The 21,001-nt window shown below is 70.9% G+C and carries 17 protein-coding genes; 8 read left to right on the top strand and 9 right to left on the bottom strand.

All coding sequences use genetic code 11. From position 1 onward, the window contains the following. Positions 1-36: 36 nt before the first annotated feature. The gene (locus ABZ793_RS25660; RefSeq protein WP_357461769.1) at positions 37-399 is read left to right on the top strand and encodes an ADP-ribosylation/crystallin J1; all 363 of its coding nucleotides are present in this window, start codon (positions 37-39) and stop codon (positions 397-399) included. A 394-nt stretch (positions 400-793) separates the two neighbouring features. Then, positions 794-1,765, top strand: coding sequence for a DUF817 domain-containing protein (locus ABZ793_RS25655; RefSeq protein WP_357461768.1), 972 nt, complete (start codon positions 794-796; stop codon positions 1,763-1,765). Between the two features lie 156 nt (positions 1,766-1,921). Here the strand turns inward: ABZ793_RS25655 and ABZ793_RS25650 are convergent, their stop codons facing one another. Beyond that, entirely contained in the window at positions 1,922-5,287 is a 3,366-nt protein-coding gene (locus tag ABZ793_RS25650; protein ID WP_357461767.1) for a S8 family serine peptidase, read from the bottom strand. A 121-nt stretch (positions 5,288-5,408) separates the two neighbouring features. Here ABZ793_RS25650 and ABZ793_RS25645 point away from each other — a divergent pair, with 121 nt between their 5' ends. Next, on the top strand, positions 5,409-6,407 hold the full coding sequence (locus ABZ793_RS25645; protein WP_357461766.1) for a LuxR C-terminal-related transcriptional regulator: 999 nt from the start codon (positions 5,409-5,411) through the stop codon (positions 6,405-6,407). A 51-nt stretch (positions 6,408-6,458) separates the two neighbouring features. On the opposite strand, the gene ABZ793_RS25640 is transcribed toward ABZ793_RS25645, so the two are convergent. Continuing rightward, a complete protein-coding gene (locus tag ABZ793_RS25640) occupies positions 6,459-6,935 on the bottom strand; it encodes a MarR family winged helix-turn-helix transcriptional regulator (protein WP_357461765.1) in 477 nt (158 codons plus the stop codon). 429 nt (positions 6,936-7,364) lie between these two features. Between ABZ793_RS25640 and ABZ793_RS25635 the strand changes: the two genes are divergently transcribed. Then, positions 7,365-8,279 carry an aminoglycoside phosphotransferase family protein gene (locus ABZ793_RS25635; protein WP_357461764.1) on the top strand — a complete coding sequence of 305 codons (915 nt, stop codon included), beginning with the start codon at positions 7,365-7,367 and terminating at the stop codon, positions 8,277-8,279. A 208-nt stretch (positions 8,280-8,487) separates the two neighbouring features. Here ABZ793_RS25635 and ABZ793_RS25630 read toward each other — a convergent pair whose 3' ends face one another. The 4 genes from ABZ793_RS25630 to ABZ793_RS25615 form a co-directional block, all read right to left on the bottom strand. After that, positions 8,488-9,198 (bottom strand): carbon-nitrogen hydrolase family protein, encoded by a 711-nt coding sequence (locus ABZ793_RS25630; protein ID WP_357461763.1) that lies wholly within the window; start codon positions 9,196-9,198, stop codon positions 8,488-8,490. Positions 9,199-9,357: 159 nt separating this feature from the next. Continuing rightward, on the bottom strand, positions 9,358-9,900 hold the full coding sequence (locus ABZ793_RS25625; RefSeq protein WP_357461762.1) for a DUF523 domain-containing protein: 543 nt from the start codon (positions 9,898-9,900) through the stop codon (positions 9,358-9,360). Positions 9,901-10,168: 268 nt separating this feature from the next. Beyond that, positions 10,169-10,627, bottom strand: a complete 459-nt coding sequence (locus ABZ793_RS25620) for a class F sortase (RefSeq protein ID WP_357461761.1) — start codon at positions 10,625-10,627, stop codon at positions 10,169-10,171. A 334-nt stretch (positions 10,628-10,961) separates the two neighbouring features. Further along, positions 10,962-11,615, bottom strand: coding sequence for a hypothetical protein (locus ABZ793_RS25615; protein WP_357461760.1), 654 nt, complete (start codon positions 11,613-11,615; stop codon positions 10,962-10,964). Positions 11,616-12,153: 538 nt separating this feature from the next. On the opposite strand from ABZ793_RS25615, the gene ABZ793_RS25610 reads away from it, so the two are divergent. Then, on the top strand, positions 12,154-14,355 hold the full coding sequence (locus ABZ793_RS25610) for an MMPL family transporter (protein WP_357461759.1): 2,202 nt from the start codon (positions 12,154-12,156) through the stop codon (positions 14,353-14,355). 73 nt (positions 14,356-14,428) lie between these two features. Here ABZ793_RS25610 and ABZ793_RS25605 read toward each other — a convergent pair whose 3' ends face one another. After that, positions 14,429-14,911 (bottom strand): SRPBCC family protein, encoded by a 483-nt coding sequence (locus ABZ793_RS25605; protein ID WP_357461758.1) that lies wholly within the window; start codon positions 14,909-14,911, stop codon positions 14,429-14,431. A gap of 16 nt (positions 14,912-14,927) precedes the next feature. Further along, positions 14,928-15,761 (bottom strand): enoyl-CoA hydratase-related protein, encoded by an 834-nt coding sequence (locus ABZ793_RS25600; protein ID WP_357461757.1) that lies wholly within the window; start codon positions 15,759-15,761, stop codon positions 14,928-14,930. 121 nt (positions 15,762-15,882) lie between these two features. On the opposite strand from ABZ793_RS25600, the gene ABZ793_RS25595 reads away from it, so the two are divergent. Genes ABZ793_RS25595 through ABZ793_RS25585 form a run of 3 tightly spaced genes read left to right on the top strand, consistent with a single transcriptional unit; the run spans position 15,883 to position 18,651 of the window. Continuing rightward, positions 15,883-17,127: an aminotransferase class III-fold pyridoxal phosphate-dependent enzyme gene (locus tag ABZ793_RS25595; protein ID WP_357461756.1), complete on the top strand. Its 1,245-nt coding sequence runs from the start codon at positions 15,883-15,885 to the stop codon at positions 17,125-17,127. Next, positions 17,124-18,146 (top strand): SDR family oxidoreductase, encoded by a 1,023-nt coding sequence (locus tag ABZ793_RS25590; RefSeq protein WP_357461755.1) that lies wholly within the window; start codon positions 17,124-17,126, stop codon positions 18,144-18,146. The genes ABZ793_RS25595 and ABZ793_RS25590 overlap by 4 nt, the downstream gene beginning before the upstream one ends. 34 nt (positions 18,147-18,180) lie before the next feature. Next, positions 18,181-18,651 carry an SRPBCC family protein gene (locus tag ABZ793_RS25585; protein WP_357461754.1) on the top strand — a complete coding sequence of 157 codons (471 nt, stop codon included), beginning with the start codon at positions 18,181-18,183 and terminating at the stop codon, positions 18,649-18,651. An 80-nt stretch (positions 18,652-18,731) separates the two neighbouring features. Here ABZ793_RS25585 and ABZ793_RS25580 read toward each other — a convergent pair. Further along, the coding region (locus ABZ793_RS25580; RefSeq protein WP_357461753.1) for a type I polyketide synthase at positions 18,732-21,001 on the bottom strand (2,270 nt) is incomplete at its 5' end.

Below are 21,001 nucleotides of genomic sequence, written 5' to 3'. Positions count from 1 at the left end.
CGTACCGTGCCTCAACCAGTAGGAAGGGGCGCCGCCGTGACGGAGACGATGACGCTGTGGCGGCCGACCGGCCCGCAGGAGCTCGACCTCGTCCGCGCCTCCGGTTGGACGGCGTGGCCGCCGCGGCTGCCCGACCAGCCGATCTTCTACCCCGTCCTCAACGAGCAGTACGCCATCACCATCGCCAGGGACTGGAACGTTCCCGCCTCCGGCGTCGGCTACGTCACCCGGTTCCAGGTCGACCGCGCGTTCGCCTCCCGCTACCCCGTCCGGCAGGTCGGCGGACGCGACATCCTCGAGCTGTGGGTACCGGCCGAGGAACTCGACGAGTTCAACCGGCACCTCGTCGGTCTGATCGAGGTGGTGCACGAGTTCCGGCCGGCTGAGCAGACGGGGTGACCTGCGGTGGATTCCGCTGAGCGACTGGTACGGCTCCGGCGGTTGCTGGCCGGGCTGCCGGGGCCGTACGGCAACGGACACCTCTGGACCCTCGTCCGATCCACCGACACCGAAGATCCGTTCCCGGCGGTGTTCGCGTTCCTGACCGAGGTTGCCGTCATCGACTCCGGCAGCCCGTACGGCAAGGCGCCACAGGATGCCGCGGAGCTGTCGGCACGTCATGGACGCCCTCGTCATCGCCGCTGGCGGTGGCGTCCTGGTCGCGGTGCTGGCCGCGGACGAGGACTGAGACGTTGCCCCGGGGCTCGTCCCTTCGCGTCCTGTTTCCCGGGAGCAGGGCACCCACCGCCCACCGGGGTCGGCTCGGGCTGGGCCGGCCGATAGCGTCGCGGTGATGCGTACCCCGTCCGGACCAGCCGCCCTGACCACGGCCGAACGCGCGATCGATGCCCGCTTCCGCGCGGTCCTGGCCCGGCTGCCCGAGCGTGGGCCGATCTGCTGGCTGGCCGAGTTCGCGGTCTTCGGGCTCAAACAGGCCTGGGCGTGCGTGTTCGGTGCGGCGATGCTGGCGGTCATCCTCGCGGCGCGCCTCTGGTACCCGGCGGACGCGGCACTCGCCCGCAACGACGTCCTGACCCTCGCCGCGGTCGCCATCCAGATCGCGATGGTGGCGGGACGCCTGGAGACCCTGCGCGAGCTGCGGGTGGTGGTGCTGTTCCACCTCGTCGGCACGGCCATGGAGCTGTTCAAGACCCACATCGGCTCGTGGTCCTACGCGCCCGACGGGGTCCTGCGACTCGGCGGGGTGCCCCTGTTCAGCGGCTTCATGTACGCCGCTGTCGGCTCGTACATGGTCCGGGTCAACCGGCTGTTCGACCTGCGTTTCGCGCGCTACCCGAGACGCTGGGCGACGGCTGTCGTGGCCGCCGCGATCTATGCCAACTTCTTCAGCAACCACTACGTCCGGGACGTGCGGTGGGTGCTCGTCGCCGTCGTCGCGCTGGTGTTCGGGCGCTGTGTCATGCAGTTCCGCGTGTTCCGGTTCCGCTTGCGCATGCCGCTCCTGCTGGCCTTCCTCCTCGTCGCCCTCTTCATCTGGCTCGCGGAGAACATCGCCACCTGGTCGCAGGCCTGGCTCTACCCGAGCCAGGTGAGCGGTTGGCACCCGGTCTCGCCGGAGAAGCTCGCGTCGTGGTTCCTCCTCATGATCATCTCGGTCGTGCTGGTCACCTGGATCTCGCCCCCGCAGCCGCCCGACAACCCACAACGGCGGCCCCTCCCGGCGGCGCCGTGCGGCCGGTGTTCGACGGCACCGGCGTCACGGTCGTCGGCACCACCCACGACAGCACCGTCGCCTGGTTCCTGACCTTCCCGACGGCAAGGTGGTCGACGGGGCGGCGTGACCCGGACGGCCGTCGGGCCCGGCGGGCGCCTCCAGAGCGGTTGGCCGGTCGACGACCGCCGTCGTCGACCGGCCAACCTCGGTGGTTGTGCTCGGCCCGCCTACCGGAGCCTCATGGACTCAGCGTGCGGATGGCAGCTGCCAGGCCCGGGTGATCGTCTGTTCGATCCGGTTGTCGTCGGCGTCCCACGCCTCGACCCGCAGTGCCACGAAACCGTTGGTCTCCGCCGGGTCGCGGTTGTCGAGGACCACCTCGAACCGGCCGTCGCCGAGGCCCCGGACCGGGCGCTGCTGCCAGGTCTCGCCGTCGTCGTACGAAATCGACACCTTGGCTCCGCCGATCGCCGGACCGTCGGCACCGACCTGGTGGCCGACGGTGAGCCCGACGGTCGACGGCCCCTGCCGACCACTCGGCGGTGCGGTCGTGTTGAGCAGGTCCACCGGGACGTCGTAGTCGACCTGTAGCAGCGGCAGCACCACCGGGCCCGAGGTGGAACCCTTCGACCGGAGGGTCCAGGCGGTGCGGGTCTCGGTGGAGGTGGTCCACCAGGCCGCCTTGCGGGCCACGTCCAACTCGATCCGGTGCTCGGCCGCCTTCGGGCTGACCGTGATGGAGCCCCGGGGGCGCGGGCCTTCGCCGATCAGCCTGCCGTTCTCGTAGATGCGGACGGCGGCGGTGTCGACTGTGGTGTCCGCCGTGCCGTAGTGCTCGTCGGAGTCAAGCCACTCGACCATCGACAGCGTGAGCAGGTCCCCGTTGCGTGTCGTCGGCACTCCCGGCTCGTGCTGGGTGCCGGCGTTGAACCCGGGCCGGGCCACCTGCCGGAACCAGCTCTGGTCGCGCCGCTCGCCCGGCTTGTAACAGGTGGTCGGCTCCATCAGCCCCCCGAGGTACGAGAGTGCCCCGTACATCCACTGCCCGTAGCAGGTGTCCTCGGCCACCAGGTATTCGACACGCTCCCGAGGCGCCGCGTGCAGGGCCACCACCTGGCTCGACGAGAGCGACCACGGCCGGTAGAAGTGCCGCAGCTCGAGCATCGTGTGCGCGGCGACGTCACTGTGGTAGCGGCTGTTCACCCTGGCCAACCGGGCCGGATCGGCCACGAAGGTGGGGTCGGCGGGCACCCGCTCGTGGAACGGCACGACCAGGTCGTACAGGATCGAGTTCTGCGGCCCGGCCACGAGCCGCTGCCGGGTGTAGAGCTCGAACTCGCCGCGGGTGACCGACTCGGTCGGCACCGCGGACAGCGGCGAGGGGGATCCGTGGAAGTTGTGGGCGAACGGCCAGCCCGATGTGCTCTGACGCCACCACCCCAGGGTCGCGATGCCGGTCGGCGTGGCCGGCTCCGGGGTCACGATCCTGACCGGGGCGGCCCGCCGCGCGTCGAACACCAGCGTCGTGTCGCCGTTGATCTCGATCTCGGGGTCGCCGACCCAGGTTTGTTCCGGCCGCGAGCCCTGCTGCTCGTTCTGCGTGTAGATGAGGCCGGCCACCGAGTAGACGCCCGCCGGCACCCGCAGCGTGACCACGCCGTCGTCGAACCGGTTGCTGATCTCCATGAACCGGCCGGGGTCTACCACGTCCAGTACGTCGATCATGCCGAGCGCGCTGGCGGGCCGGCCGGCGCGGTCGATGCCCTTCACCCGCAGTTCGTAGCGCACCTCCTCCTTGTAGTACCCGACCGGGATGCGGTTGACCGCCGTGCCGTTCTGGCTGGCCGTCAGGTAGCCGCCGTAGATCCCGGCCTCGCCGACCCGGACGTCCACGGTGACCGTGGCCTTGGCGGTGGCACCGGGCTCGATCGTCAGCGAGGCCGGCGAGACGGCGAGCATGTCGGCGCCCGCGGTGGTTCCGGCCCGGTTCTCGACGTCGAGCGCCAGGTCGACGGTGACGGTCTTCGTGCTGCGGTTGGTGTAGCTGACCGTGGTGCTCGCCGGGGCGGTCTTGTCCTGCGGGTAGGTGAAGAAGCCGAGATCCAGCGGCGACCGGTCGGGGAGCACCGGCGAGTTGAGGGCGTTGCGCACGTCCAGTCGCCCACCGCCCTGCTTGTAGACCTCGAGGTCGCCGTTCGGCACCGCCGTGCTCGCCAACGCCGCCTTGACCTCGGCGGGAGACATGCCCGGGTTCTTCTGCAGGAACAGCGCCGCCGCACCGGCGACGTGCGGGGTCGCCATGGAGGTGCCCGAGGCGGCCGTGTAGTGGTCGTCCACCGGGCTGCCCATGGCGGTCCCGGAGGCACGGCCGGCGACGATGCCGACGCCGGGGGCGGTGAGATCCGGCTTGATCCCATAGTTGACCAGCCGCGGCCCGTGCCCGGAGAAGTACGCGAGTTCGTCGGCCTTGTCGACCGCGCCCACGGTCAGCGCCGCGTCGGCCGCGCCGGGCGCGTCGACCGAGCCCTCGCCGTTCTGTCCGGAGTTGCCGGCGGCGATCACGAACAGGGTCCCGTGCTGCTCGGTGAGGGCGTTGACCGTCTGGCTGAGCGGGTCGGAGCCGTCGCTGAAGCCGCCGCCGAGGCTCATGTTCACCACGTCCGCACCCTGGGTGGCGGCCCACTGCATGCCAAGCATGATCGCCGAGAACGGGCAACCCTCCTGGACGCAGACCTTTCCGCTGAGCAGCTGCGCCTTCGGCGCCACGCCGGTGTACCTGCCGCCGGAGGCCGCTCCGGTGCCGGCGATCGTCGACGCCACGTGGGTGCCGTGCCCGTGCCAGTCGCGCGGGTCGCCGCTGTCGGTGAAGTCCTGCGCGGCCAGCACCCTGCCCTTCAGATCCGGGTGGTCGGCGTCGACACCGGTGTCCAGTACGGCCACGGTGACCCCGGTGCCGTCGTAGCCGGCGGCCCACGCCTCGGGCGCGCCGATCTGCCGTACGCTGTCGCTGAGCGTCACCTTGGCCATGCCGTCGAGCCACACCTTGTCGACGCCGGCCAGCATTCCGGTGCGGGCCAGCTTCATGTCTCCGGCCGCACCCGAGGGCTGCGCGGAGCGCCACCAGCGCCCGCTGCGGTCGATGGTGGCGGCGACCGCGTTGATGCTCGACAGATGCGCCGTGGCCTTCGCACCCGCTGGCGCGGAGAGGGTGCGGGGAGCCTTGGTTTCGTAGCTGACGATCACCGGCACCGACTCGCGGTAGTCGTACTCGGCCAGCTTGGTGACGTTGAACAGCTCCCGGTCCAACACCTCGGGGACCAGCGGCGCGGCGTCGGACGGGATGATGTAGGTGTCGTCGCCGTACGTGAGCGTCTCGAACGAGACGTCGCCGTCGCGGTCGGCCTCCTGGATGGTGAAGGCGGTCCGCCCGTCAGGTCCGGCCTGCACGGCGACCCGGTCGCCGGTGACGAGGGTGACGGTCTCCGTGGCGGACGGGTTGGCGACGGGTGTCAGCCCGGATGGTTGGTCAGGGCCTGCCGACGCGGCGGTGGGCACCGCCCCGGCTAGCGCGAGCGCCAGCGCACCGGCCAGTGCTGGTCTGCGGAGATGCACGCTTCCTCCAGACGGATCTGAAAACTTTCTCGTAAACCTGCTGTCGGCGCGTGCCAAGGTCAATGATTTGTGATGGTCGATAGTTACCATCGTCGAGAAGTGACCAGGGGAGGTCCGGGCCATGCGCGGCAACGAACGGATGCTGGGCGAGGTGGGTGTCGGCGACAGCGCCGAGAAGGTCTACCGGTCGCTGCTGGCCAACCCCGGGGCGAGCGTGACCGAACTGCGGGCGTTGACCGGTTTCGGCCAGCGACGGCTGCGCGGCGCGCTGTCCGAGCTGGAGAGCAAAGCGATGGTCACCCGGCGCAGCGGCTCCCCGGCCCGCTACCAGTCGGTGCCCCCGGACGTCGTGGTCGAGGTCCTGGTCCGCTCCCGGGAGGAGGCGCTGCATCAGGTACGCCTCGACGCGAAGCGGCTCGCGGCGCTGCACCGCGTGCCGGCCGAGCAGGAACGGGTCACCGAGCTGATCGAGGTCGTGACCAGTCGTGAGGCGTACGCCGAACGCTGGAAGCAGCTGCAGCTGAGCGCGCGCCGCAGCCTGGACGTCTTCGTCCTGCCGCCGTTCGCGCAGCAGCGGCCCGACGATTCTGAGCCGCTGCAGGAGCGGCTGCTCGCCCGAGGCGTGCCATCCCGCGCGATCTACGACGAGGAGGCGCTGAAGCAACCCGGCGTGCTCGAGCACGCCCAGAGAATGGTTGCGCTCGGGGAGGAGGCGCGGGTCGTGAAGGGGCTGCCGATGAAGCTGTCCATGTCCGACCGCCGCACCGCGCTGGTGCCGTTCGTCCAGTCGGACCCGATCAAGGCCGTCGACGCCGGCCTGGTGGTGCACGAGTGCGCCCTGCTCGACGCGCTCGTCGCACTCTGGGACATCTACTGGGAGCGCGGCGTGCAACTGCGGTTCAACGGCCAGGACCCGTCCGCCAGGTCCCGGACGGCCGACGAGGACACGGTGTTGACCCTGATGGCCAGCGGCATGAAGGACGAGGCGATCGCCGCCCGACTGGGGGTGTCGGCGCAGACGGTGCGCCGCAGGATCGCCGAGATCCAGCGGCGCCTCGGCGTGAGCACGCGGTTCCAGGCCGGCGTCGCGCTGGGCCGGCAGGGCTGGCCGGTGAGGTAGCAGCCGGACCAGCAGGCCCGGACCGGCAGGAACGGCGTCGACCGGGTGGTGTCATGGTGCGGAGGGTTTCGACGTGCCGGCTCCGCGAGGAGAGGCGTCGAGGATCTGGGCGAGAGCGAACGTGACGTCGTGGAGGCGGTCGTGTCCGACCACGGCGCCCCAGCGGGCCTCCAGGTCGGCGAAGAATCTCGTGGCGGCCTCGGCGGCCCGGGTGCCGCGGTCGGCGTAGACGACGACGCGGCCGCGGCCGTCGGTGGGGTCAGGGACCCGCCGCACGTAGTCGCGTTGTTCCAGGTAACCCACAAGCTCGCTCATCGCCTGCGGGGTCATCCCGGCTCGCCTGGCCAGGGTGGTGGGCCGGGTGCCGTCACAGTCGATGAACCGGAACACGTTGAGGTAGTGGGTGGGCCGCAGGTCGCCGTGTCCGGTCTCGACGAGGTGGTGGTGGAGCTGGTCGAGGATCAGGTTGAACGCCTGACCGATGAGCTGCGGCAGGAACGGCTTGCCACTTGTAGATTCTTCGGGCACCTTATAACCTCACCTTCTAAGGTTGCTTGATTACTTGAGCCTAGCCGAACGGAGCATGGGATGCCCTGGCGCATCCCATGCCTCACCGAACCGGAAGGGGCGTGGCCGTGAGATGGCGTAGGACCGCGAGGGTGGTCGCCGGAACGACCCTCGCCCTGCTTGGCCTGTTATGGATGCTGCAGGGGACCGACCTGATCCGGATAAGGCCGATCCTGTGCGTCGCTGACTGTCAACCCGTCACGGGCGGGTCACCCGGCTGGTTGGCCGCCGGCGTGGTCGCCTTCGTTGTCGGCCTCGCGGTGGCGGGTTTCCTGCCACGCCGACGCCAACGGTGATCGTCCACCGTCCACGTTGCACACGCGGAGACATCCAGACCACTTCAGCCTTTCATCCCCGACGTCAGTCATCGCATCACACCCTGGAGACCCCATGCCCGGGCAAGCCGGCCCAGCCACATCCGAGTGGGACGATCAACAAACCGTACGGCGAGCGGTTGCCGCCCACCTGCCCGACATTCATGTCACGTCGGTGGTCCCGCTCGGGACAGGCCTGGACAACATTTCGTACGAGGTGAACGACAACCTCGTGGTCCGGATCTCCAAAGACTCCGACTCTGCCGAGCGCACCGCCCGCGCGACCCGTGAATGTCAACTGCTACGGGTCGTCGCACCCGCATCACCCGTACCGGTGCCCCAACCATTGCTCGCGGCGGCCGAAACCGGTGTCCTGGCGTACGCCAAACTGCGCGGCCGCCCACTCCTGTCGATTCGTGAGGCATCGCGCTCGGCGCTGATCCCGTCAGTCGCGACCGCCCTGGGTGAGCTTCTCCGCGCTCTTCACGCCATCCCCGCCGACCGCGTGGCCGGGCTGGTCGACATCGACGACACGCCGCTGACCGAGTGGCACCGCGACGCCGAGGAGTTCTACTCAGTTGTCGCCGGGCACGTCCCACTCCGGCATCGGCCGGCCGTCGACGCCTTCTTCCAGGCCGCCCCGCCGCCAGAACCGCACACCTCGGTGTTCACCCACAATGATCTCGGCATCGAACATGTCCTCGTCGATCCCGACAACGGTGAGGTCACCGGCATCATCGACTGGAGTGACGCCGCCATCGCCGACCCTGCCTACGACTTCGGCCTGATCTGTCGCGACCTTGGCCCACACGCGCTCGACCTCGCCCTAGCCAGGTACGACGCACCCGGGCCCGACCGTCCGGGCCTGCACGACCGGGCGGTCTTCTACGCCCGATGCACCCTGTTCGAGGACGTCCTGTACGGAGTCGACACCGGGCAGAACGCGTACGTGAGCAAGAGCCTGGAGGCGATGACATGGCTGTTCCCCTGATCAGCGCCGCGGCATCGAGCCCCTCTGCGGATCGATGGAGGTCACCAATGATGATTTCGACGCTGCACGATCATCGCGGGGGTTCGGCTCGGCCCGGCCGGGACGGGCCGTCAGGGTGACGACGTCCCCGGCGACCAACGTCAACGATGCTGACCGATGGTTGACACCGACTCCGGGATCTCGTCCACCAACTCGAGGGAGACCCGGTCTACTGGTTGTGCAGCGTCGCCCTTACCCACTCGCCGGCCTCGATCCCGGCCTGCGCGTGGATCGTGCCGTCGGGCGCCCATACCGCCGAGCCGCCTGCCGCCTGGTCGAAGCCCCCGCCGGTCGACCCGGCGAAACTCGCCGTGACGACCCACACCTTGCGGTCGGCGGTGATGCGCTGAGCCCGCTCGACCGGCACGTGGGCGTCCCGGGCGTGGTCGAGGACAGCGGCGACGTAGACGTCCATGCCCAGCGCCGCGGTGGCCGCGTCGTGCTCCGGGAACCGGGTGTCGCGGCAGATCGCCAGGCCCAGCCGCCAGCCGTCCACGTCGAGTACCGCCGGTCCGTCGCCGGGGCTGAACCGCTCCTCGGACTGGTGCACATGCACCTTCCGGTATGCCACGTGCGCGCCGGTCCCGTCGACGGCGAGCATCGCGATGTGTTCACGACCCGCCTCGCCCTGGACCGGGGCGCCCACCAACGCCGTCGACCCCGCTTCGGCGCAGGCCTCGACGATCAGCGCCAGCCGCGGGTCGTCGGCGGCGACAGCGGGGGCGTCCAGCTCGTATCCGGTCAGCGACAGCTCGGGGAAGACCACCACCCGCGCCCGCGCGGACCGGACCACGTCGGCGTGCCCGGCCGCGTTCGCGACGATGTCGTACGGGATGGTCCGCGGTTGTGCAACGGCGATGACCAACGGCTGACGTCGCACAGCACTCCTCCGACCACGAATCCTGTCACGCCTGTATCCGGTTGCCACACGGGCCGCGACGGGGTACAGCCGAGTTCAGGGCCGGATCCGTCCCGGCGGCGGGCTCGGCAGACAATTCATTTCGCCCACCCTTCGCGGAACGGCATCTCGATGACGTCGTCAGGGTCGCGGAAGCCGTTTTGCTAGCGGCACGTCAGGTGCCACCAGGTCATTTCGCTCGAGCTCTTCAAGCAGCGATGCCGCTTGTTCCAATTGCCCTTCATGGAACACCGGAATACCGTGGCGCTGCAGTTCCTCCGCGGCTACGCCACGCCCGGGCACGGTACGACCGGCGAAGGACCCGTCGTAGACCTTGCTGCTTCCACACGTCGGGCTCCCGTCGACCAGGACAGCGAGCGCGACGTTGGCCTCGACGGCTCGGTGCAGCGCCCGACGCGCCGCCAGCCGAAACAGGTCGGTCACGTCTCGACCATCCACCTCCCGGACGTGCGCGGCGCCGTCGAGGACACCGGCTGCGGTGCCGCCCACAATTTCTGCTGCTGGACGTGGAACCGGGAATCCGACCGCGAGCTCAGGGCAGAAGTGCACCAATCGACCCTCGGCCGCCCACTTCTCCCAAATCGGCGAGCAAACGGGCACGGAAGTCTCATTGAATCGGATCGGACGACCCGCCAGACATCCACTCACCAACACCTTCAGCATGCGTACGACCGTATCGAATCCAGGTCGACCCCAACAAAATAGGATGGGCCGGACGTTCCCCGGCCCATCCTCTCGGCTGTCACTGTCGGGTTACCCGACCCGACCTCAGCCCCTGGCAGCCAGGCCAGCGCCGGGTTGCACGTGCAGAGAAGGATGCAACCGACGGTCGCCGCACCGGCCACCACCGTGCTGCCGACCGCCTCGATGTCCGGGTCCCAGCGCTCCGCCGCTCGGGCCGGCGTCTCACCAGCACCGCGAACGTTCATGCTCAGGGCGCCAGCGTCGCGAACACCACGATGTTGTCCTTGTACGACTTCGTTGCCTTGTCGTAGTCGCCACCGCAGGTGATCACGCGGAGCTGCGCCTTGCCGGTGTGGCCGTAGACCAGGTTCAGCGGGAGCTTCTTCTTCGGGTAACGGGCCACCCCGTCGACGACAAAGCGGGCCTTCTTGCCGTCTTTGCGGGGCACCTCGATGGTGTCTCCGGGTTTCAGCGCGCCGAGGCGGAAGAAGACCGCCCGACCCGTGGCGCGTGAGTCGACGTGCCCCACCACCACCGCGGTCCCGACCTCGCCGGGGCTTGGTCCCAGCTTGTACCACCCGGTCGTCTTGGGCTGGTCCAGCGGTGGGACCGCGATCTGCTGGTTCCGGTCCAGCCCGAGCGGAACCGTCGGCGCGTCGACGCCGATCCGCGGGATCCTGATGCGGATGGGCTGCGACCGCGGCATCCCGGCCACCTTCGGTGCGGGAGTCGGGCGGGTCGCGGTGGACCCGAGATCGGCTTCGAGGCGGCCACGAGCACTGTGCGCCTCGCCGTGCGTCGTCCCGGTGGCCGGCGACGCGTTGGCTTCGCTCGGCGTCGGCCCTGGTGTGGCGGGTTCGTCCACCAGCGGTGAGAGCAGGGACTGCGGAGCGGCGGCGGGGTCGGGCTGCGGCGGCCCGACCGGATCAGGAGCCGTGGCCGCGAACGTGATCAGTCCTGCTCCGGTAAGCGTGATGAGGACGACCAGGACGAGGCCAGCGGCCCGCCACGGGAAACCGTGGCGGGCGCTCCTGGCCGCTTTAGGCGACGGTGCCATTGGCGGACCGCCGACGCAGCAGTGCGATGCCACCGAGCACGCCGAAGCCCATCATGCCGGCACCGGCCGCCGTCAGAGCACCGGTGTTGGTGTCGGAGAGCGCGCCACCGTCACCGGCCGCGACGCCGGCCGTCCTCGGCAACACCCAGGCTCCGTCCGGACCCGCGTACGCGCCGCTGTTGCCGGCAGGCTGGCCCACCGGCGAACCAGCTTTGCCGATACCGGCCTCGACCATCCCGAGGAGGTCGGCGAGCAGATCGGTCTCGACATCCACCTCCACGTCGAGGTCGCGGATGCAGACGACGATGTTGTTCGGCTGGGTTCTGTTGTCGTTCGCCGCTGACTGCGCTGCGGACAAATTGAAGGTGACGATGCTGTTCGTGATGGTGTTGTCCTTGATGATCTGGGTGATGTTCTGCTCGTTGATCTGCTTGTTGGTAGCGCAGGTAACCCCGTTGCCCTTCTTGTCGTGCAGGCTGAAGGTCTTCGGCTTCTCGTCTGACTTCTTCTTCGCCTGCCCCTGGTTCGAGGCCGTGGGCGCCTTGGGACCGTCGTCGGTCGCGGCGAGCGCGGTGGCGGGCGCAGCGAGCAGCAGGGCGGCGCTGCCCAGCACCACTCCGCCGGCGAGCTTGGTCAAAAACCTCATCGACATGTTCCTCATTCCCTTCTGGTCGGCTCAGGAGGACGAGCCATGACGAACGTTAGGCCGATTCATGTGAAACAAGAGGACTTTTCCGGGTTTCGCAACATGTAGCCCTCGGGGTGCTATAAGTAGTTGATTCACATCTCCTGGGGTGTAAGGACCATTCTGTCCGCCTGGTCCGGTAGCGGCCAGATGCTGCCGGGTCGCGCTGCCGCCCGCGCGGCTCGCGGTGCCACCTACGCCGCCGGTGGCGGATCCACCGGGCCTGCTGATCGCGGCGACCGAGGAACCGCTTCCGCGCCCCGGCCGGCTGCCCGGCGACGCGATGGTGCTCGTCGAGGACCACCTGGCACATGCGGCCTGGCGGGCGTCCGGACACGTGGTGCAGCCCGAGTGGGCGCGCTGGATCAAGCCGTCAGCCGGCCGGTGCGTCCATCCGCCCTGCCCCGGTCGTCACGGTAGGGCTGTCCCCACCCCCACCAGGAGGCTCACGGGATCGACCCGCCCCGTCGCGCTCCATACCGTTCGAGACATGAAATCCAGGGAAGACGTCACCGGCATCGCGGCGCACGTCGCGGTGTGGAGTGCCCGTCACCGCACGCTCGCCATACTCGGCTGGCTGGTCTTCGTCGTCGGTGCGACCGTCCTGAGCGGACAGATCGGCATCGTCAAGGCGACCGACAGCGACTTCGGCCTCGGCGAGTCCGGCCACGCCGACCGTATCGTCGAACAGGCCGGCTTCCCCCCGGAGCACGCCGGGGAGATGGTCGTCGTCAGCTCGCGCACATCGACGGTGGACGGTCCGGAGGGGCGGGCCGCCATCGCCGAGGTCACCGCCGCCGTGCAGGCCACCGGCGTCACCGACGCGATGAACCCGCCGGTGATCTCCGAGGACGGGAGGTCGGCGCTGCTCACCTTCGCCATGCACGGCGACCCGGAGACCGCCAAGGACCGAGTCGGGCCGGTCCTCGACGCCGTCGCCGCGGTCCAGCGGGCGCACCCGCAGCTGTACATCGCGCAGGCCGGCGACGCCAGCAGCGACAAACTCGTCGGCGACGACCTCGACGCCGGCCTGACCAGGCTGTCGATGCTCTCCATCCCGGTCACCCTCGGCATCCTGTTCGTCGCCTTCGGCGCCGTCGCCGCCGCGTTGCTGCCGGTCGGGCTCGCCATCACCGCCGTCGTCGCCGCGATCGGCCTGCTCGGCTTCACCAGCCACCTGGCGCCGACGGTCGACACCACCATGCACGTCATGCTGCTCGTCGGGCTGGCCGTCGGCGTCGACTACTGCCTGTTCTACATCCGCCGGGAGCGCGACGAACGCCGGAACGGCTCGGATCCGCAGCGCGCGCTGCTCATCGCCGCGCAGACCTCCGGCCGGTCGGTCTGGATCTCCGGGCTGACCGTCATCGTCGCCATGGCCGGCATGTTCCTCACCCGTGACACCACCTTCGTCAGCTTCGCCGTCGGCACCATCCTCGTCACCGCGACCGCGGTGCTCGGCTCGCTGACGGTCCTGCCGGCGCTGCTGTCCGCGCTCGGCGACCGCGTCGATTCGGGCCGGATCCCCGTCCTGTACCGCACCCGTTCCGATGGCCGGGTGTGGGGCACGATTCTGCGGCTCGTCCTACGCCGCCCGCTGGTCTCGGCAGTGCTCGCCGCCGCGGCACTCGGCGCGCTCGCCACACCCGCGCTGGACCTGCGTACGAAGGGGGAAGGCGTCGAGGACCTGTCTCCGAGCGCGCCGATCGCGCAGGCGTTCGTGGCGATCCAGACGGCGTTCCCAGGCGGCGCCGCCCCGGCCGAGGTCGTGGTCAAGGCCCCGCACGTCACGGGTCCGGCCTGGAACGGCGCGATGGCGGCGTTCAAGGAGCAGGCGTTGGCGACCGGCCGGTTGCACGAGCCGATCACGGTCGAGGTCAACCCCGCCGGTACGGTCGCCGTCGTCAGCGTCGGGCTGTCCGGCTCCGGCGGGGACCGCACCTCCGAGGAGGCCCTGGCGACCCTGCGCGACACCGTGCTGCCGGCGACGCTCGGCCGGCTGCCCGACGCCTGGGTCGGCGTCACCGGCGCCACCGCCGCCTCCCAGGATTTCAACGACCAGCTCGCGAAGTCCCTGCCGCTGGTCTTCGGGTTCGTTCTCGGCCTGGCCTTCCTGCTCCTGCTGGTGTCGTTCCGGTCCGTCGTCGTGGCCGTCACCGGCGTGCTGCTCAACCTGCTGTCCGTCGCCGCGGCCTACGGCATGCTGGTCTACGTCTTCCAGTACGGCCACTTCGAGTCGCTGCTCGACTTCCGCGCCACCGACGGCATCACCAACTGGATGCCGCTGTTCCTGTTCGTCATCCTGTTCGGGCTGTCGATGGACTACCACGTCTTCGTCGTCAGCCGGATCCGGGAGGGCCACGACCGAGGACTACCGACCCGGCTGGCGGTCACCGAGGGGATCACCCGCACGGCCGGGGTCATCACCAGCGCCGCCACGGTGATGGTGGCCGTGTTCGCGCTCTTCGCCACGCTGCCCATGGCCGCTCCCAAGCAGCTCGGCGTCGGGCTCGCCGCAGCCGTGCTGCTCGACGCGACGATCGTCCGCGCGGTACTGCTGCCGGCGGTCATGGCCCTGCTCGGCGAGAAGAACTGGTGGCTGCCCCGGTGGCTGGAATGGCTCCCGCGCGTGTCGCACGACCTACCGGCGGCCCCGCAGCAGGAACGCACGCTGGCGACGACCGGGGCGTGACCCCGCCCGCCGTACCCGGCCCTACCCGTCCTCGGGTAGGGCCGGTTACGACACCCGGTCGGCCGCCGCGGGGTCAGGCCGCTTCCAGCTCCCGCTTCAACCGGCGCAGGGTCTCCCGCATGCCGTTCCGGTTCACGGTCGGGCGGTCGCCCGACGCCCTCCCGGTGAAGATCCGGCCGAGAACCTGGGCCGCTCGGTTGCGCCGGTCCTGCCAGTACTCGGTCACCTGGGTGCCGCCGTCGGTCTCGCTGAACCGGTAGCCCCAGCGCGCCACCGGCTGGCCGAAGGTGGTGACGTCGAAGGCGAACTCGCTGCCCGGCGTCGCGGTGACGACCCGGCAGGTGGTGAACCACAGCAACGGGCCGCGACGGTTCCAGCCGACGAACCGTCGCGGCTGCCCGCTGTCGCGCCGGGTGACCCAGACCGCGACGCACTCCGGGCTCCACCTGGCCATCCGCCGCACGTCGGCAACGGCCGCGTAGACCGTCCCCGCCGGGGCCGCGACGGTGATCTGTTCGGCGACTTCCGGGCCGTGCCCGGCTGCCTGCGCGGTCATGCCGCAACCATAGACGTCATTCGTTCCTCCACGGGAGGTGGTCGGGCAGGTCACTGCTGACCCGCCCCGGGAAGGCCGGAGCGCGCCGCTGCCGGAAGGAGTCGAAGCCCTCCTTCGCGTCCGCGCTGGTCAGAGCCTCTGCGGAGAGTCGGGAGTCCAGCCGGTGCGCCGGGTACGGCGAGTCCAGCGCGCTGGTCCGGTACAGCATCTGCCGGATGACCGCCACGGAGACCGGCGCGGTGGTGGTGATGATGGTCCGCGCGAGCTGGTACGCCTTGTCGAGCAGGTGCTCCGGCTCGTGGACGCTGTGCACCAGGCCGGCCGAGAGCGCCTCGGCGGCGTCGAACGCCCGCCCGCTGATCATCCAGTCGAGCGCACGGCCCATCCCGACCAGCCGCGGGAGGAACCAGGTGGACGCGCCTTCGGCGTAGATGCCGCGCCGGCTGAAGACGTACCCGAAGCGCGCGTCGGTGGCGGCGAGCCGGTAGTCGGCCGGCAGGATGATGGTGGCACCCGCGCCGACGGCCGCGCCCCGGATCGCGGCGATGACCGGCTTGTTCATCGCGAAGATCCGCATCGAGCACCGCCCCGCCGGCTCCGCCCACTCGGCCTCGGGGTCGTCCGGGGTGTCGAACTCCGTCACGGACATGTCCAACCCGGCGCAGAAGTGCTCACCCGTACCGGTGAGGACGACGACCCGGACGTCGTCGTCGCGGTCGGCGCGGTCGAACGCGTGCGCGAGTTCGTCGGCCATCCGCAGGGTGTAGCCGTTGCGCTCCTCGGGACGGTTGAGCGAGACCGTGGCGATCCGGTCCGAAACGGAATAAATGATCTCGCTGTACGTGTCCACGCCGGCACCCTAGAGCAAGGTCAACGCTGGCGGCAATGCTCGACGGGTCGGCTGTTCGGCCACCGACGACGGTCCTGAGTAGACCATTGATCGGTTGGTGCCGTTCGGGCAGACTTCCGCCGTGTCCTCCAGTGTCTTCGATATCTACCGCCGCCATCTCGGCGAGGGGCTGGGTCGGGTCGCCGCCATGCTCCACACACCACTGGAGGTCGGCGCCACAGGCACCGTGGTGCACACCGCGGACGGTCGCCAACTGCTGAACTGCGCCGGCTACGGCGTGTTCTTCGTCGGTGCCGGGAATCCGGTCGTGCTCGCGGCGGTGCGCGACCAGCTCGAACGCCAGGCGTTGTCCACCCGGGTGCTGCTGAACGAGCCCGCCGCCCGGGCCGCCGAGGCGTTGACCTCGGTGGCGCCGGAGGGCCTGGTCAAGGTGCACTTCTCCAACTCGGGCGCGGAGGCGGTGGAGACCGCGATCAAGATCGCCCGGGCGAACGGGCGGCACCGGCTGGTCTCCATGCACAGCGGATACCACGGCAAGACGGTCGGCGCGCTGTCGCTCACCGCGCGGTCGCTCTATCAGGACCCGTTCCGCCCGCTGCTGCCCGAGGTCACCCACGTCAGGTTCGGCGACCTGGACGAACTGGCCGCCGTCGTCGACCGTGACGTCTGCGTGGTCGTCGAACCGGTGCAGAGCGAGGGCGGAGTGATCATCCCCCAGCCCGGCTATCTCAAGGCGGTCGAGACGCTGTGCCGCGATCGGGGGGCGATGCTCGTCCTGGACGAGGTGATGACCGGGCTGGGGCGGCTCGGGACCTGGTGGGCGGCGGACCGCGACGGCGTACGGCCGGACGTCCTGCTGGTCGGCAAGGCGCTCAGCGGCGGGCTGGTGCCGGTCGCGGCGACCCTGGCGACCGAGGAGGCGTTCGCCCCGTTCGACAAGGACCCCTACCTGCACACGTCCACGTTCTCCGCGAACCCCCTCGCCATGGCCGCCGTCCGCGCGACGGTCGAGGTGATCAGGGAGGAGAAGCTGGTGGAGCGGGCGGCCGACCTGGGTGCGCGGCTACTTGCGGCGATCACCGAGGCGGTGCGGTCGATCGGGCACCTGGTGGCCGACGTACGCGGCGCCGGGCTGCTCATCGGAGTGGAGTTCCGCTCCGGAATGCACGCCGCGGAGTTCCTGATGGACCTGCTCGACAACGACGTGGTCGTCAACCACTCGATGAACGCGCACCCGGTGCTGCGGCTCACCCCACCCGCCACGATGACCCCCGACGAGGAAGAGCGGCTGGTCGCCTCGTTCGAGCGGGCCTGCGCCGCCCTGGCCGCGCGTTTCCCCGCCACCGGAAGCGACTCCCCCGCATGACGCGACGTACCGTCCTGGTCACCGGGGCCAGCGGCGTCGTGGGCACCGCCGTGCTGGCCGAACTCTCCGGGTACGACGTGGTCGCCGCCGCCTACCGTCGCCTGCCGGGCGGCTCGAACCGGGTGGTCCGGCTGGACCTGCACGCCCCCTCGCTCGGGCTCGACCGCCGCGCCTACCGCGAGCTGTGCGCCGAGGTCGACGCGGTGGTCCACTCGGCCGCCATCGTCAACTTCTCCGCCGACCAGGCGGAGGTGGACCGGCTCAACATCGAGGGCCTCGGCCGGGTCGTCGAGTTCGCCGCCGAGGCGGACGCGACCCTGGTCCACGTCAGCACCGCCTACGTGTCCCGGTACGGCCGGGCCGGCGGCGGCGGCAGGCTGGGCACCGAGAAGGTGGCCGCGCGGACCGACGAGTACGTCACGTCGAAGTACCTCGGCGAACAGACGGTCCGCGACAGCGGCATCGACGCGGTGATCGTCCGGCCGGCGATCGTCATCGGCGACTCCCGTACCGGCGTCATCCGCCAGCACCAGGGAGTGCACCAGCTCGCCGAGTACCTGGTGACCGGCAAGCTGCCGTTCATCCCGGCCCATCCCGGCACGTTCTTCGACCTCGTCCCGCAGGACATGGTCGCGCAGGGAATCCGCGCGGTGCTCGACGCCGACCTGCGCAAGGGCGACTACTGGCTGACCGCCGGACCCGCCGGCATCCCGGTGGAGCGTTACCTCGAACTGGTGACGGAAACCGCCCGCGAGTGCGGCATGGACATACCCGACGGCCGGATCGCGGACCCGTCCATCGTGGATCGGCTGGTCCGGCCGGCGTTCGCGGACGTCCTTCCTCCCGAGGACCTGGCGCGGCTGGACGGCGTGGTGGCCGTCTGCGGGCTGGTCATCATCCCCGAACTGCTGCCGACGTCGTTCGGCACGATTCCCGGCGGACCGGACGCGATGACCCCGGCGCAGGCCGAGGACGCGTGGCGGGTCAGCCTGCGTCACCTGATCCGGGGGTTGCAGTAGTGATCGTCAACCCGAGCTGAGGAGGCCACCCGCGATGGAGTGCTCCGTCATCGTGCACGCTCTGCTGCCCAGGGCAGACGCCAAGGAGTCGTTCGACCGGTTGGCCGACTTCGCCGCGTATCCGGAGTTCACCGACACCGTACGGACGGTCGGGGTGACCCAGGTCAGCCCGACCGAGGTGGAGTCGAAGTGGGAGGTGAACTTCCGCCGGGGCATCCTCGTCTGGACCGAACGCGACCAGATCGACCCGGTCAACCGCCGCATCGACTTCGAGCAGACCAAGGGCGACTTCGCGACGTTCACCGGCTCGTGGCTGGTCGTCGAGGCCGACGAGGGGGTGCGGGTCGAGTTCGACAGCCGATTCGACCTGGGCATCGCCTCCCTGGCGAGCCTGATCGACCCGGTGGCGTGCGCGGCGATGCGCGACTCGATCCGGGACATCCTGCGCGGGCTGTTCGGCTCCGACATCGAGGTCACCGTGGTGGAGGCCGCCCCGCTCGGCTGAGCGACCGCGGGCCGTCCTCCAGCCGCCCGATCGGCTGGAGGACGGACGGCCCGCTTTTCCCTACGGGCCGGGGCGGGCTCCTAGTCGAGCAGGTCGAAGAAGTCGTCCTTCGCCGCGTCGACCTTGTCCGACTCGGTGTCGACCAGCGACAGCAGCTGGTGCAGGGCGTCGGCGAGCCGCTTGCGCGCCACACCGTCCATCGTCAGGTTGGCCAGGCTGGACTCCAGCCGGGTCAACTCCTCCAGCACCCCGAGCGCGGTGGACGCCTGCTCGGGTAGCAGCTCACCGCGTAGGTAGCCGACCAGTTCCCGCACGTTCGGGTAGTCCAACACCAGGGTCGCTGGCAGGGTCAGCCCGGTCGCGGTGGCGAGCCGGTTGCGCAGCTCGACCGCCGTCAGCGAGTCGAAGCCGAGCTCGGGCAGGCTCCGGGTGCCGTCCAGGTCGGCGGCGGAGGCGTGGCCGAGCACCCTGGCGGCCTCGGCGAGCACCATCTCCCGCAGCACCCGGTCCTGTTCGGCGGGAGCGAGCCCGGGCAGGGTCCTGGCGAGGTCCGTGCCTCCCGCCCGGGTGCCGCCGGCCGGGCCGGGCACGCCACCCGTTGCCGCGTCGACCGACGCGGTGGCCCGCGCCCCCAGGCCGGCGACGTCCGCGCCGGCCGGGCGGTCCGTGGCCATCAGGTCGTGCAGCACCGGCGGCACCGACCGCCGGTCGTGCCCGTCGAGCAGGGCGCTGTCCACGTCGACGAGGACCGGCGTCGCCGCGTCCGAGTCGAGCGCCCGTTCCAGCAGGGCCAGTCCGCGCCCCGGCGGTAACGGCGCCAGCCCGATCCCGCGCATGCGACGCAGGCCGGTGTCGCTGACCTGCTCGGCCATCCCGTCCGGCAGCTCCCACAGGCCCCACGCCAGCGACTGCCCCGGCAGCCCCTGCGCGCGCCGCTGCTCGGCGAGGGCGTCGAGGTAGGCGTTGGCGGCGGCGTAACCCGACTGCCCGGGCGAGCCGAGCAGGCCGGCCGCGGAGGAGAAGAGCACGAACGCGGCCAGGTCGCAGTCGCGGGTCTGCTCGTGCAGCTGCCGTGCGCCGTCCACCTTCGGCCGCAGCACTCCGGCCACCCGCTGCGGGGTCTGCGACTCGACGACCCCGTCGTCGAGCACACCGGCCAGGTGCAGCACGGCGGTGAGCGGATGCTCGGCGGGGACGGACCTCAGCAGGTCGGCCAGGGCCGCCGGGTCGGCGACGTCGCAGGCGACGACGCGCACCGACTCCGCGCCGAGCGCGGACAGCTCGCCGACCAGGTCGGCGGCGCCGGGGGCGTCGGGTCCACGCCGGGACGTGAGCAGCAGGTGCCGCACCCTGCGCCGCTCCACCAGGTGCCGTGCCACGAGACGGCCGATGGCGCCGGTCGCGCCCGTGACGAGGACGGTGCCCTGCGGGGCCCACGGCCGTGGTCCGACGCGGGTGACGGCCCCGGGATCAGTGGCGGCCCCGGTCTCCGGGACGAGGCTGTCGGCGGCCGACGGGTGCAGCCGAGGCACCAGCAGTCCACCGGCGCGGACGGCGACCTGCGGTTCTCCGGCGGCGCCGGCCGCGGCGAGCGCCCGCCGCGACGCCGGGTCGTCGTCCAGATCGATCAGCGCGAACCGGCCGGGGTGCTCGGACTGCGCCGACCGCAGCAGCCCCCACGCCGCCGCCTGCGCGAGGTCCCGGGACTGGTCGCCGACGGCCCCCCGGGTCACCACCGCCAGCCGGGCGGCGCCGTACCGCGGTTCGGCCAGCCAGCGGTGTGCCAGGTCGAGCGCGGCGGCGACGGTGGGGTGCGGGTCGTCACCGCCCGGCGGCAGCTCGGTGAAGACGAGGTCGGGAACCTGGTCGCTGGCCGTCAACTCGTCGAGCCAGACCACCGGCTGGTCGGACCGGACCGACGCGGCCGGCACCCAGCGCAGCTCGTACCCGCCCGCCCCGGACGGCCCGAGGGCGAGCCGGTCGGGGGTGATCGGCCGCAGCGCCACGTGCCGGACCGAGGCGACCGGCGCACCGGACGGGTCGGCGAGGACGACGTCGACACCGTCGCCGTCGCGGGTCAGCCGGACCCGCAGCGCCGTGGCGCCTCGGGCGTGCACCTGTAGGCCCGTCCAGGAGAACGGCAGCGCGATCCCGTCGTCCGCGCCGGCGTCGCCGAGCAGGCCGAGGGCGTGCAGCGATGCGTCGAGCAGCGCCGGGTGCAGCAGGAAACCCTCGGTCGCGCCGGCGGCGTCGGCGGGCAGCGTCACGTCGGCGAAGATCTCGTCGCCCCGCTTCCACGCCCGGCCGACGCCCTGGAACACCGGGCCGTAGTCGTAGCCACCGGCGCGCA

This window comes from Micromonospora sp. NPDC047465, from assembly GCF_040643125.1.
Lineage (GTDB): Bacteria > Actinomycetota > Actinomycetes > Mycobacteriales > Micromonosporaceae > Micromonospora.
The sequence above is the reverse complement of the archived record's forward strand: the minus strand, read 5'-3'. Positions and strand labels throughout refer to the sequence as shown.